At 62.9% G+C, this 12,176-nt stretch carries 12 protein-coding genes and 1 pseudogene; 11 read left to right on the top strand and 2 right to left on the bottom strand.

Annotated elements, in window-relative coordinates:
* The first annotated feature begins 178 nt into the window (after positions 1–178).
* Complete coding sequence (locus LUB09_RS06640) at positions 179–1,366, top strand: cyanate transporter (RefSeq protein WP_231422104.1); 1,188 nt, start codon at positions 179–181, stop codon at positions 1,364–1,366.
* A gap of 137 nt (positions 1,367–1,503) precedes the next feature.
* A complete protein-coding gene (locus LUB09_RS06635; protein WP_231422103.1) occupies positions 1,504–2,439 on the top strand; it encodes a LysR family transcriptional regulator in 936 nt (311 codons plus the stop codon).
* Here LUB09_RS06635 and LUB09_RS06630 read toward each other — a convergent pair.
* Positions 2,436–3,359 carry a LysR family transcriptional regulator gene (locus LUB09_RS06630; protein WP_003233981.1) on the bottom strand — a complete coding sequence of 308 codons (924 nt, stop codon included), beginning with the start codon at positions 3,357–3,359 and terminating at the stop codon, positions 2,436–2,438. The two genes, LUB09_RS06635 and LUB09_RS06630, sit on opposite strands and share 4 nt — an antisense overlap.
* A gap of 304 nt (positions 3,360–3,663) precedes the next feature.
* Here LUB09_RS06630 and LUB09_RS06625 point away from each other — a divergent pair, with 304 nt between their 5' ends.
* Both LUB09_RS06625 and LUB09_RS06620 read left to right on the top strand, forming a co-directional pair.
* Complete coding sequence (locus tag LUB09_RS06625; RefSeq protein ID WP_209989993.1) at positions 3,664–4,968, top strand: MFS transporter; 1,305 nt, start codon at positions 3,664–3,666, stop codon at positions 4,966–4,968.
* The gene (locus tag LUB09_RS06620; protein ID WP_209989992.1) at positions 4,968–5,726 is read left to right on the top strand and encodes a substrate-binding domain-containing protein; all 759 of its coding nucleotides are present in this window, start codon (positions 4,968–4,970) and stop codon (positions 5,724–5,726) included. Before LUB09_RS06625 ends, LUB09_RS06620 begins: the two co-directional genes overlap by 1 nt.
* Here the strand turns inward: LUB09_RS06620 and LUB09_RS06615 are convergent.
* Entirely contained in the window at positions 5,718–6,620 is a 903-nt protein-coding gene (locus tag LUB09_RS06615; RefSeq protein ID WP_231422102.1) for a LysR family transcriptional regulator, read from the bottom strand. The genes LUB09_RS06620 and LUB09_RS06615 overlap by 9 nt on opposite strands.
* Positions 6,621–6,786: 166 nt before the next feature.
* Between LUB09_RS06615 and LUB09_RS06610 the strand changes: the two genes are divergently transcribed.
* From LUB09_RS06610 to LUB09_RS24025, 7 genes and pseudogenes are all read left to right on the top strand, one after another.
* Positions 6,787–7,638, top strand: a complete 852-nt coding sequence (locus LUB09_RS06610) for an STAS domain-containing protein (protein WP_231422101.1) — start codon at positions 6,787–6,789, stop codon at positions 7,636–7,638.
* 2 nt (positions 7,639–7,640) lie between these two features.
* Complete coding sequence (locus tag LUB09_RS06605; RefSeq protein WP_003233973.1) at positions 7,641–8,003, top strand: STAS domain-containing protein; 363 nt, start codon at positions 7,641–7,643, stop codon at positions 8,001–8,003.
* Positions 8,000–8,404, top strand: coding sequence for an anti-sigma regulatory factor (locus tag LUB09_RS06600; RefSeq protein ID WP_209989985.1), 405 nt, complete (start codon positions 8,000–8,002; stop codon positions 8,402–8,404). Before LUB09_RS06605 ends, LUB09_RS06600 begins: the two co-directional genes overlap by 4 nt.
* The gene (locus tag LUB09_RS06595) at positions 8,395–9,402 is read left to right on the top strand and encodes an ATP-binding SpoIIE family protein phosphatase (protein ID WP_231422099.1); all 1,008 of its coding nucleotides are present in this window, start codon (positions 8,395–8,397) and stop codon (positions 9,400–9,402) included. Before LUB09_RS06600 ends, LUB09_RS06595 begins: the two co-directional genes overlap by 10 nt.
* Positions 9,395–10,258 carry a sensor histidine kinase gene (locus LUB09_RS06590; protein ID WP_231422097.1) on the top strand — a complete coding sequence of 288 codons (864 nt, stop codon included), beginning with the start codon at positions 9,395–9,397 and terminating at the stop codon, positions 10,256–10,258. The genes LUB09_RS06595 and LUB09_RS06590 overlap by 8 nt, the downstream gene beginning before the upstream one ends.
* Positions 10,248–11,258 (top strand): annotated as a pseudogene (locus LUB09_RS24030) (response regulator); the annotation flags it as partial. The gene LUB09_RS06590 and the pseudogene LUB09_RS24030, both read left to right, overlap by 11 nt.
* Before the next feature lie 165 nt (positions 11,259–11,423).
* Complete coding sequence (locus LUB09_RS24025; protein WP_442964094.1) at positions 11,424–12,173, top strand: response regulator; 750 nt, start codon at positions 11,424–11,426, stop codon at positions 12,171–12,173.
* The last annotated feature ends 3 nt before the right edge of the window (positions 12,174–12,176 follow it).

Raw genomic sequence — 12,176 nt, 5'->3', positions numbered from 1 at the left:
GCGGCGGGTCAGTTGAGACGTCTTTGGCTGACACACCGCTATCGGGAGCAAGCCCCCTCCCACACTTTGATTGGCGGTGGCTCAGGCCGCAGTTTTTCAATAGCTCCAGTGATTTTCTGATTTGCCGCCCTCCCCCAGCACGTGGCCTGATTCGCTCTGGTTCATTCAAGGCAGGCTCATGCAAAACGTGCAGACGAAACCCTCCACCACCGTATGGCTGGTGATCAGTGTGATCCTGATCGCCCTCAACCTGCGCCCGTCGATGGCGGCCGTGGGGCCGTTGCTGGCGTCGATTCGCGCCGATGTGCCATTGAGTTTCAGCGACGCGGCGTTACTGACCATGCTGCCGGTGATGACCATGGGCCTGGCGATGTTCGTGGGCATGCGCCTGGTCAGGCGCTTTGGCGAGCACCGCAGTGTTGTCGCGTCGTTGCTGCTGATTGGCGTGGCGACGTTGTCGCGACTGTTCCTCGATTCGGCGCTGGAGCTGATTGTCAGTGCAATGGCCGCCGGTATCGGAATTGCGCTGATCCAGGCGCTGATGCCGGTGCTGATCAAGTCACGGTTCAGTGCGAATGTCTCGCTGTTCATGGGTTTGTACGTCACTGCAATCATGGGCGGCGCGGCGCTGGCGGCGGCGCTGTCCCCGTTCGTGCAAATGTACACCGGCAGTTGGCGCGCAGGCCTGGCGATCTGGGCCGTGCTCGCGCTGCTGGCGGTGCTGGCCTGGTGTGCACAACGCGCGGCGCTACCCGCACTGCCCCAGGCGGGCTCCGACACGCAGCGAGGGTTTTTCGGCAACGCCCGCGCCTGGCTGCTGGCGCTGTTCTTCGGCCTCGGCACCGCGTCCTACACCTGCGTGCTGGCCTGGCTGGCGCCTTACTACGTCGAGCAGGGCTGGAGCGAACAGCACGCCGGGCTGCTCCTGGGCTGGCTGACCGCCATGGAAGTGGTGTCCGGCCTGATCACCCCGGCCATCGCCAATCGTCGCGAGGATAAACGCGTCGTGGTCGCGGTGCTGCTGGTGCTGATCTTCCTCGGTTTCTGCGGCCTGATCCTCAAGCCCCAGCACCTGAGTCTGTTGTGGCCTTGCCTGCTCGGCCTGGGCATCGGCGGGCTGTTTCCGATGAGCCTGATCCTCGCCATGGACCACCTCGACCACCCGCGCCGTGCCGGCAGCCTCACCGCCTTCGTGCAGGGCATCGGTTACCTGATCGCCGGCCTGTCGCCGCTGCTCGCGGGGATGATCCGCGAACGCTCGGGCAGCTTCACGTGGGCCTGGTGGTCGCTGACCGCGGTGGTCGTGGTGATGCTGCTGATGGTCACGCGCTTCAATCCACGGCACTACGCCCGACATATTCGCTGAGGTCGTGTTGTGGACATTATTTGTCCCACGACAAACATAGAAACGCCCTACAGAACTTTCTATTGGCACGACCGTTCCGTTAAGCTTTTGCACTGTCGTGTACTGAGTTCGGTACCGAAGGTTAGCGGACGGAACCGATGCTAAACAGTAACTTGCTCAGAAAACTCGATATGCAGGACCTGATGGTGTTTATCGCCGTCTACGACCAGAGCAGCGTTACCGACGTGTCTGAGACGCTGTTCGTCAGCCAGTCCACCGTGAGCTACAGCCTGAAGAAACTGCGCACCAGTTTCGAAGATGAGTTGTTTATCAACACCCGCGCGGGCATGCGTCCTACGTCCAAGGCCACGACCATGTACGGCCATGTGCAGAGGATCCTCGAAAGCATCAACCTGTGCCACGCCGGCGACCAGCCGTTCGACCCTGCGCAGAAGGCCGTAACGTTCAACGTGTGCGCCCCGGAATACTTCGAGCAATTGATCCTGCCGCGCCTGTTGAAGGACTTCGACCGCGCCGACCTGCCGGTGATCGTCAATGTGCAGCGACTCGAAACCGACATTCCCGCCGACGACCTGCGCGACGGGCGCCTGGACCTGGTGATCTGCTTCGGCCCGCACTTTCATCGCGCACACAAGGACTTCAAGACCCAGATGCTGCTGGAGGATGACCTGGTGTGTGTGTTCGACAAACGCGCGGCGCCGCCGGAGCCGGTGTTCAGCCTGCAAGCCTTCGTGGCCCGGCGCCACGTGTTCCCTACGCCGTGGACCTCGGCCAACAACATGATCGACGGCTGGCTCGCGCGCCAGGCCCACAAGCGCCAGGTGGTCGCGCGCGCCAACAGTTACAGCGCCGCGTTGAAGATGATCACCGGCACCGACTTCATCGTTACCCTGCCGCGCCGCGTGCAGAAGCTGCTGGCTCCCGCCACGGTGTTCGGCCACTGCGAGGCGCCGAGCGGTTTGCCGGGGTTTACGCTGGATATGCAGTGGAAGGAAGCCGGCGCGCAGGACAGCGCCAACAGCTGGTTTCGCGAACAAGTGGTGAAGGCCTGCGCCGACCAGGGCTTGCTCTAGAGCGGCGCGGCCAACCCGCGATCGCTCATGAACGCCTCCAGCCGCGAGCGCACCCAGCGCTCGGCCGGGTCGGTGTCCACGTGGCTGAGCCAGACCATGGACAGGTCCAGGGTTGGCGTCTGAAACGGAAACGGTTCGCAGAACAGTTTGCCCGACACCGCCATGGCTTCGGCGGTGTAGTCCGGCAGGCTGGCAATCAGGTCGGTGCCGGCCAGCAGCGCCGGCAGCGCACTGTATTGCGGCACCGACAGCACCACCTGGCGCTTGCGGCCGATTTCTGCCAGCCACTCATCGGCAAACCCTGCCACGTTGGCGGTGTGGGACACCAGCACATGGGGACGTGCGCAATATTCGTCGAGGGTCAGCGGCGTTTGCGAGGCGTCGGCGCGCAGGATGCGCGGGTGGATATGGCGCAACAGCTTGCGCTTGGCATTGGCCGGCAGGCCGCGGGTCTGGGTGATGCCGACGGTGATGTCGCCGGACGCGAGCAGGTCGGGAATGCGCCAGTAGTCGACATGCTGCACCACAAACACCACCTGCGGCGCCTCCTGGCGCAGGCTGCGCAGCAACGGCGGCAGCAGGCCGAACTCGACGTCATCGGACAGGCCGATACGAAAGGTCATGGTGCTGATGGACGGGTCGAAATCGTGGGTCAGGCTCAAGGCCGACGATAAGGAGTCCAGGGCCGGCGACAGGTGCTGGATGATTTCTTCGGCACGCGCCGTGGGCTCCATGCGGTGGCCCACGCGAATGAACAGCGGGTCATTGAACAAGGTGCGCAAACGGTTGAGCGCCGAACTGATGGTCGGCTGGCCGAGAAACAGCTTCTCGGCCACCCGCGTTACATTGCGCTCGAGCATCAACGCTTCGAAGACCACCATCAGGTTGATATCGGCCTTGCGTAATTCATTGCGATTCATCGGCGCCTGCCCCTTCCCCACGACAAGCCGCAGTGTAGAAAGCGCCGGGGCCGGCGTCTATGTACGCGGCGCATTCAGCCCGAATCAAGGTCCGCCGATGATCAGGGTGAGGTGTGGGCACAGTAGAACGCGCCGAAAGCTCACATCCAGACGGGAACGGGCTTTAGGGGTGGCGCCGAGGATTGATAGCGAACGCACATCAATCTATCCAAATTTGTCACTTATCATTTCTAAATGTGTCAGCCACTATCTCGGGTCTTAAGCGAAACAAGCACTTTAAAAAGAACGCTGGAGACACAAAACCATGACAAGCCCTTCCCGGCCCGCCTCTGCCTCCTCGAAAGTCGGCGCGGTTTTTCGCGTTACTTCGGGTAACTTCCTCGAACAGTTCGACTTCTTCCTGTTTGGCTTCTACGCCACCTACATCGCTGCCGCGTTCTTCCCCTCTGCCAATGAGTTCGCATCATTAATGATGACCTTCGCCGTATTCGGCGCAGGCTTCCTGATGCGCCCGCTCGGCGCCATTATTTTGGGTGCTTATATCGATGACGTGGGTCGTCGCAAAGGCCTGATCCTGACCCTGTCGATCATGGCCAGCGGCACGCTGTTGATCGTGCTGGTGCCGGGTTACCAGACCATTGGCCTGTGGGCTCCATTGCTGGTGCTGCTGGGTCGCCTGCTGCAAGGCTTCTCGGCCGGTGCGGAACTGGGCGGTGTATCGGTTTACCTGTCGGAAATGGCCACACCGGGCCGCAAGGGTTTCTACACCAGCTGGCAGTCGGGCAGCCAACAGATCTCCATCGTGGTCGCCGCCGCACTGGGTTACGGCCTGAACGTGTGGATGGAACCTGCAGTGGTGGCCGATTGGGGCTGGCGCATTCCGTTCGCCCTGGGCTGCGTGATCATCCCGTTCATCTTCATCCTGCGTCGCAACCTGCAGGAAACCGAAGAGTTCGCCAACCGCACGCACCGCCCGACCATGCGTGAAGTGATGGCAACCCTGGTGAAGAACTGGACTGTGGTCATCGGCGGTATGTTGATGGTGGCCATGACCACCACCGCGTTCTACCTGATCACTGTGTATGCGCCGACCTTCGGCAAGACCGTGCTGCAACTGAGCACCTCGGACGCCCTGCTGGTGACCTTGCTGGTGGCCATCTCCAACTTTATCTGGCTGCCGATCGGCGGCACCTTGAGCGATCGCTTCGGCCGCAAGCCGGTGCTGCTGGCCATGACCGTGCTGACTGTGCTGACCGCTTACCCGGCGCTGTCCTACGTGGTCAACGCACCGAGCTTTGCGCACATGCTGGAAACCCTGCTGTGGTTCTCCTTCCTCTACGGCATGTACAACGGCGCGATGATTCCGGCGCTGACCGAAATCATGCCAGTGGAAGTGCGCGTGGCGGGCTTCTCCCTGGCTTATAGCCTGGCGACGGCGATCTTCGGCGGGTTCACCCCGGCGATCTCCACCTGGTTTATCCATATCACCGGCGACAAGGCCTCGCCGGCCTACTGGATGATGTTTGCCGCGCTGTGTGCGCTGTGTTCGACCCTGGCGCTCTATCGTCGCGCCAACGCCCGCGGGCAAGTGATGCAAGGAGCGGTGTAATGAAGTTTCTCGCTAAAACCCTGACCGCCCTGGCCCTCAGTGCCCTGGCGCTGACGGCCCAGGCCGAACAACTCAAGGTGATGACCTCCGGTGGGTTCACCGCTGCCTACAAATTGCTCGGCCCGCAGTACGCCAAGCAAAGCGGCGACACCCTCGACACCATCCTCGGCCCGTCCATGGGCAAGGCGCCGGAAGCGATTCCCAACCGCCTGGCCCGTGGCGAACACGCCGACGTGGTGATCATGGTCGGCTATGCGCTGGATGAGCTGATCAAACAGGGCAAGGTCGACCCGGCCTCCCGTGTGGAACTGGCGGACTCGCGTATTGGCCTGGTGGTCAAGGAAGGCGCGGCAAAGCCTGTGATCAACACCGATGCGGACCTGAAGGCGGTGCTGAGCAAGGCCAAGTCCGTGGCCTATTCGGACAGCGCCAGCGGCGTGTATGTCGAGAAAGAGCTGTTCAAGAAACTCGGCATGCCGGCCAAGGGCACGATGATCGAACGCGCGCCAGTGGCCGAACAGGTGGCCAAGGGTGATTACGAAGTGGGCTTGCAGCAGGTGGCGGAATTGTTGCCGGTCAAGGGCGTAACCTTTGTTGGCAAGCTGCCGGAAGACGTGCAATCGGTAACGCGCTTTGCGGCCGGTATCCCGGTCAACGCCGAACACAAGGATGAGGCCAAAGCGCTGCTCAAATTCCTCGCCTCCCCCGAGGCGCAACCGGTGGTGCAATCCACCGGCCTGGACTCGGTATCACGCTGACCGAAACGGCATCTCCCGCACCAACCGTTCCAACTCCAGCGCCGCTGGCGGCAATGTCCGCCCGCGGCGTTTTATCAAGCCCACGTTGCGCATCACCTGCGGTTCCACCAGCGGCACACTCACCAGAATCGGGTGCTCGCACGCCGGCATCGCAATCGATGGCACCATCGCCACGCCCAACCCCGCCTCCACCAGCCCGATCATCGTGGTCACGTGGTGCGTCTCGCAGATGCTCGGTTTTTTCACCCGCACCCCACGCAGGGCCTGGTCCAGCAGGAAGCGGTTGCCCGAGGTCTTGTCCACCGTGATGTAGTCGTGCTCGTAGGCTTCGGCCCAGCTTACGCTCGCGCGTTCGGCCAACGGGTGATCACGCCGGCAGGCCAGCACGTAGCGCTCCTGCAGCAGCAACTCGAACTCCACCTCATCGGCCAGGCTGCCGCTGAAACTCACGCCAAAATCCGCCTCGCCGCTTTCCACCGCATTGCACACCTCACCCGCACTGGCATCGAGCACCCGCAGGCGGATCTTCGGATACAGCTTGTGGAACTCGGAGATCACGTGGGGCATGAAGTAATACGCCGTGGACGGCACGCAGGCGATGGTCACGTGGCCCATGCGCGTGGAGGCGACATTGCTGATGCCCATCAGCGCGATGTCGAGGTCGTCGAGCATGCGCTCGACCTGCGGCAGGAACGCGCGGCCAACCATGGTCAGGCTGACGCGGCGCGTGGTGCGCTCGAACAGCTTCACGTCCAGCGCCGACTCGAGTTTTTCGATGCGCCGGCTCAGGGCCGGTTGCGAGATGCGGATGGCCTCGGCGGCGCCGCGAAAGCTGCCCTTGTCCACCACGGCGCGGAAGGCTTGGAGGTCGTTGAGGTCGAAGTTGATGATCACGGGTCGACTGCTGGCTCAGAGTGAATCGCGATACTACCTTACAGGCACGGTTCACGCGCAGTCAGCCCGGCCGGGCGTTGCCATTGGATTCGCTGAAAAACGTTCCGGGCAATGCAATTTAGTATAAATTGCCATCACTTTATTCATGGCTTAAAGGAGATTACCCGTGGCAACTCTGCAGGCAAAAACGGTCCAGGCATTGCAAGACAATCGCATTGACCTGCTCAACGAATGGACGCACAGCCTGGAGGCCACGGGCGCCACACGCAACCTCAAGGGGGACGACGTCAAGCAACAGACCGGCGAGTTCCTCAACCTGCTCGCCGACGCGCTGCACAACGGCGGCTCGCAAAACATCAATCACGAAAACTGGGCACAGACCCGGCTGTTCCTGGAGAAACTGTCCCACAGCCGTGCGCTGATCGGCCAGGATTCCCAGCAGACCGCCAGCTTCATTTTCGCCCTCAAGGGCCCGGTGTTCGCCCTGCTGCAGCGCGAATACGCCAGCGACGGCGCGCAACTGGCCGAACAACTGTGGGAAGTGTCGGAACTGCTCGACGGCCTGGGCATGCACACCATCCGCACGTTCCAGAAGTCCCGTGAAGCGGTGATCAAGCGCCAGCAGGAAGAACTGCTCGAGCTGTCCACCCCGGTGGTCAAGCTGTGGGACGGCGTGCTGGCCCTGCCGATGATCGGCACACTGGACTCGCAACGCACCCAGGTGGTGATGGAATCGCTGCTGCAGCGCATCGTCGACACCGGTTCCGAAATCGCCATTATCGACATCACCGGCGTGCCGACCGTCGACACCCTGGTGGCCCAGCACCTGCTCAAGACCGTTACCGCCATCCGCCTGATGGGCGCCGACTGCATCATCAGCGGCGTGCGTCCGCAAATTGCCCAGACCATCGTGCACCTGGGGCTCGACCTGCAAGGCGTGGTCACCAAGGCCAACCTGGCCGACGCTCTGGCGCTGGCCCTCAAGCGTCTGGGCGTCAACGTCAGCAAGGCAGTCTGAGCATGGAACGCATCCCTATTTTGCAGATGGGCGAGTTTCTGCTCGTGACCATCCAGGTGGACATGCACGACCAACTCGCGCTGACCCTGCAGGACGACCTGTCGGAACGCATCAGCCGCACCTCGGCGCGCGGCGTGTTGATCGATATTTCGGCGCTGGACATGGTCGACTCGTTCATCGGGCGCATGATCGGCACCATCTCGGGCCTGTCGCGCATCATGGACGCGCAGACGGTGCTGGTGGGCATGCAGCCGGCCGTGGCGATTACCCTGGTGGAACTGGGCATGAACCTGCCGGGCGTGGCCACCGCATTGAACGTGGAGCGCGGCATGAAGCTGCTGCGCGACCGGGTTGAACACTCATGATCGAAGCCAGCAGCGGCACGCATCCTGTGCTGATCGAACAGGACGTTGTGCTGGCGCGACAATTGGTACGCAGACTGGCCCAGGAATGCGGCATGCGCCTGATCGACCTGACCAAGCTGGTCACGGCCGTCAGTGAGCTGGCGCGCAACACCGTGGTGTACGGCGGTGGCGGCTACATGGATTGGGCGGTAGTTGAAAAAGACCTGCGCCCCGGCGTGCGCCTGACCTTTCGCGACGAAGGCCCGGGCATTCCCGACCTCAAGCTGGCGATGACCGATGGCTGGACCTCCGGCGGCGGACTGGGCCTGGGCCTGACCGGTGCCAAGCGCCTGGTGGACGAATTCGAACTGGATACCGCGCCGGGTAAAGGCACCCGCGTGACGATCACTCGATGGTCCTGAATATCCACAGTGCACTGACCCAGGTGTTATTGGTCGAGGACGTCAGCCAGGTGGGCTATGCGCGCCGCACGGCGCAACTGCTGGCCGAGCAACTGGGCTTTGACGAAACCGACGCCGGGCGCGTGGCACTGGTGGCCACCGAGCTTGCCAGCAATATCCTCAAGCATGCCGATCACGGCCAGTTGCACCTGCGCGCCACCGGCAACGGCGGCGTGGAGATGATTGCCGTGGACCGCGGCCAGGGCTTCGATCTGGACAGCTGCCTGGTGGACGGTTTCTCCACGGGCGGCACCCAGGGCATCGGCATGGGCGCGATTTCGCGCCTGGCCCAGGTGTTCGATGTGCATGCCGACGCGCGTGGCACAGCGATGCTTGCGCGCCTGTATCCGCGAGCCTCGGCTGCCCGCGACATCCGCTATGGGGTCAGCCAGCATTCATTGCACGACGACCCGCATTGCGGCGACGCCTGGCACCTGATGGTCGAGCCGGGGCGCTTCAGCGTGATGGTGGCCGATGGACTGGGCCATGGCATCGATGCCGAGCGCGCCGCGCAGGCCGGTGAGGCGGTGTTTGCGCAGGACGCATTTCTCGACCCAGTCGTACTGATGAACGACCTGCATGTGGGCATGAGCGGCACCCGCGGCGGCGCCATGGCGATTGCTCAATACGACGCCTCGGCCGACACCCTGCGCTTCACCGGTATCGGCAACATCGGCGCCAGCCTGATCGGCCACGGCAAGTCTCGGGGGCTGGCCTCCCATCCGGGGATCGTCGGCGTGCAATATCGCAAGGCCCAGCCCTTCGACTACGCTCAAGTGACCGGCCAGTTGCTGATCCTGTACAGCGACGGCTTGCAGTCACGCTGGAACCTTGCCGATTACCCGGGCCTCGTACACCGCCACCCGGCCCTGATCGCCGCCATTCTGCACCGTGATTTCTGTCGCGGCCGCGATGACGTTACCGTATTCGTGATTGCCCTGGAGGCTATCAATGGCTGAAACCACTGCCTCCCTTGCCGATGAAGTCAAACGCCTGCGCCTGGAAGGGGACGCCCTGCGCGCCGAACTGGACGAGACCAACCAGGGCGTGCTGGCGCTGTATGCCGAACTCGACATGCAGGCCGACCAACTGCGCCAGGCATCGGACCTCAAGAGCCGCTTCCTGTCGTACATGAGTCATGAGTTTCGCACGCCGCTGGGTTCTATCCTGAGCATCACCAGCCTGTTGGCGGATGAACTCGATGGCCCGCTGAGCCCTGAACAACACACCCAGGTCGGGTTTATCCGCAGCTCTGCCCGCGAGCTGCGGGAAATGGTCGATGACCTGCTGGACCTGGCCAAGATCGAGGCCGGGCGCATTTCCATCTCGCCGGCGTGGTTCGACATGTTCGACCTGTTCTCGGCGCTGCGCGGGATGTTCCGGCCCATCGTCGATGCCTCGTCGGTGGACCTGATCTTCGAAGAGCCGGCCGGCCTGCCCAGGCTGTATACCGATGACAAGAAGCTGGCGCAGATTCTGCGCAACTTCATCTCCAACGCGCTCAAATTCACCCTGCAAGGCGAGGTGCGGATTTCGGCCGGCATGGAGAACGACCGCGAGATCCGCTTTGCGGTGCAGGACACTGGCCTGGGCATTCCCGCCGAGCTGCACAACAACCTGTTCGAAGATTTTTCGCAGATTGATTCTCCGCTGCAAAAACGCCTGCGCGGCACTGGCCTGGGCCTGTCGCTGTGCAAACGCTTCGCCGAACTGCTGGGCGGCCGTGTGGGTGTGGAAAGTACGCCCGGCGTGGGCTCGCTGTTCTACGTGATCATCCCCCTGTCCATCGCAAACGAGAACGTCGATGAAGCGTGACATTCGATTACTGATCGTCGACGACAACGCCGCCACGCGCTATGCCCTGCGCCGCCGCCTGGAGCGTCACTATGGTCATGTGCTGGAAGCCGGCACCGGCCAGGATGGGCTGGACCTTATTGCTCGCGAAAAAATCGATGCGCTGATCCTGGACGTCAACCTGCCGGACATGAGCGGCTTCGATATCGTGCGTCGCCTGCGTGCTGACCCGTCCACCGCGTTGCTACCGGTGGTGCATGTGTCGGCGGCGTCCATCGAGACCGGCGACATCATCACCGGCCTGGACGCGGGGGCCGACGCCTACCTGATCCACCCGGTGGACCCGGATGTGCTGCTGGCGACCCTGCGCACCCTGCTGCGGGTGCGTGACACCGAATATGCGCTGCGCGAAAGCGAGGCGCGCTTTCGCGAGATTTTCTTCAATATCAGCGCGCCGATTGCGGTGATGGACGCGCAGCTCAAAGTCCATGAATGCAACCACGCCTTCGCGCAATTGATTCATGACAACCGCAACCCCGACGCCCTGCTCGAATGCTTCGCCGACGGCCAGGCCGCCGTCATCGGCGAACTGTGCCAGCGCCTGTCGGCCGGCGAGCGCTGGAAAGGCACGCTGCAGTTGAACGTGAATGGCGAGCTGCGCGAGACCGAGTGGCAGATTTCGCCGTACAACCGCGCCGAGCTGAGCCTGGTATTCGTGGAAGACGTCACTGAGCATCGCCACCGCGAGCGCCATCAGCAGGCCGAACTGGCCAATGCCGCGCGCCAGTTGGCCCGCACCGAAGCGCAACTGCTGCAGGCGCAGAAGATGGACGCCCTGGGCAAGCTCACCGGCGGCATCGCCCACGACTTCAACAACCTGCTGACCGGGATCATCACCAGCCTGGAACTGATCAAAAAACGCATCGAGAGCCAGCGCACCGAGAAGGTTTTGGGCTACGCCGATGCGGCCCTGAGCTCGGCGCTGAGCGCGGCCGGCCTGACCAATCGCCTGCTCGCCTTTGCCCGCCAGCAGCCGCTGGACACGCGCGCCATCGACATCAATGCGCATATCCGCTCACTCGAAGAACTGCTGATGCGCACCATTGGCGAACACATCGCCCTGAAGCTGGAGCTGACCAGCAACCCGGCGGTGGCGCTGGTGGACCCGATCCAGCTGGAAAGCGCGGTGCTCAACCTGGTGATCAACGCCCGCGATGCCCTGCCCCAGGGCGGCATCATCTGGGTCACCACGTACCCGGCGTATTCCAATGGCAACCTCAAACTGGAAAACGGCCCCTATATTGCGCTGTCGGTGCGCGACAATGGCGTGGGCATCGACCACAGCGTGATCGACAAAGTGTTCGACCCCTTCTTCACCACCAAGCCGGTGGGCCAGGGCACGGGACTCGGTCTGTCGACCATCTACGGTTTCGCGCGCCAGTCCGGCGGCGATGCGCAGATCCGCAGCGTCACCCGCCAGGGCACCGAAGTCACCATCATGCTGCCGGCCGCCGAAGGCCCGGCTACCCTGGCAACAAAACTGCTGGCGGTGCCTGGATTGAGCCAGGGCGAGCACATTCTGATTGTTGAGGACATGCCTTCGGTGCGCAGCTTTGTCGCCGAAGTGCTGATGGATGCCGGCTACCAGTGCAGCCTGGCCGCCGACGGCGACGAGGCCATGGTGATCCTGCAGGCCGACCCGAGCATCGACCTGTTGCTGACCGATTACGGCCTGCCGTATATGACCGGCCGTGAACTCGCCGACCATGCACGCCTGCTGCGCGCTGACCTGCCGATTCTGTTCATGACCGGCTACGCGGAAAATGCGGCCAATCGTCAGAGCTTTCTGGGCGAGCGCATGGACTTGATCACCAAGCCGTTTCATATCGATGAGCTGCTGGAGAAGATTCGCCAGGGGGTGGAGCGCCAGGTCTAGGCC

The organism is Pseudomonas sp. Leaf59 (assembly GCF_920984685.1).
In the GTDB taxonomy this organism is placed as follows: domain Bacteria; phylum Pseudomonadota; class Gammaproteobacteria; order Pseudomonadales; family Pseudomonadaceae; genus Aquipseudomonas.
This window is presented reverse-complemented; position numbering and strand designations above follow the sequence as displayed.

Bases quoted from the DNA above. Each gene is read 5' to 3' on its own strand.
- LUB09_RS06640 (WP_231422104.1), top strand. From the start codon at position 179: ATGCAAAACGTGCAGACGAAACCCTCCACCACCGTATGGCTGGTGATC.
- LUB09_RS06635 (WP_231422103.1), top strand. From the start codon at position 1,504: ATGCTAAACAGTAACTTGCTCAGAAAACTCGATATGCAGGACCTGATG.
- LUB09_RS06630 (WP_003233981.1), bottom strand. From the start codon at position 3,359: ATGAATCGCAATGAATTACGCAAGGCCGATATCAACCTGATGGTGGTC.
- LUB09_RS06625 (WP_209989993.1), top strand. From the start codon at position 3,664: ATGACAAGCCCTTCCCGGCCCGCCTCTGCCTCCTCGAAAGTCGGCGCG.
- LUB09_RS06620 (WP_209989992.1), top strand. From the start codon at position 4,968: ATGAAGTTTCTCGCTAAAACCCTGACCGCCCTGGCCCTCAGTGCCCTG.
- LUB09_RS06605 (WP_003233973.1), top strand. From the start codon at position 7,641: ATGGAACGCATCCCTATTTTGCAGATGGGCGAGTTTCTGCTCGTGACC.
- LUB09_RS06600 (WP_209989985.1), top strand. From the start codon at position 8,000: ATGATCGAAGCCAGCAGCGGCACGCATCCTGTGCTGATCGAACAGGAC.
- LUB09_RS06595 (WP_231422099.1), top strand. From the start codon at position 8,395: ATGGTCCTGAATATCCACAGTGCACTGACCCAGGTGTTATTGGTCGAG.
- LUB09_RS06590 (WP_231422097.1), top strand. From the start codon at position 9,395: ATGGCTGAAACCACTGCCTCCCTTGCCGATGAAGTCAAACGCCTGCGC.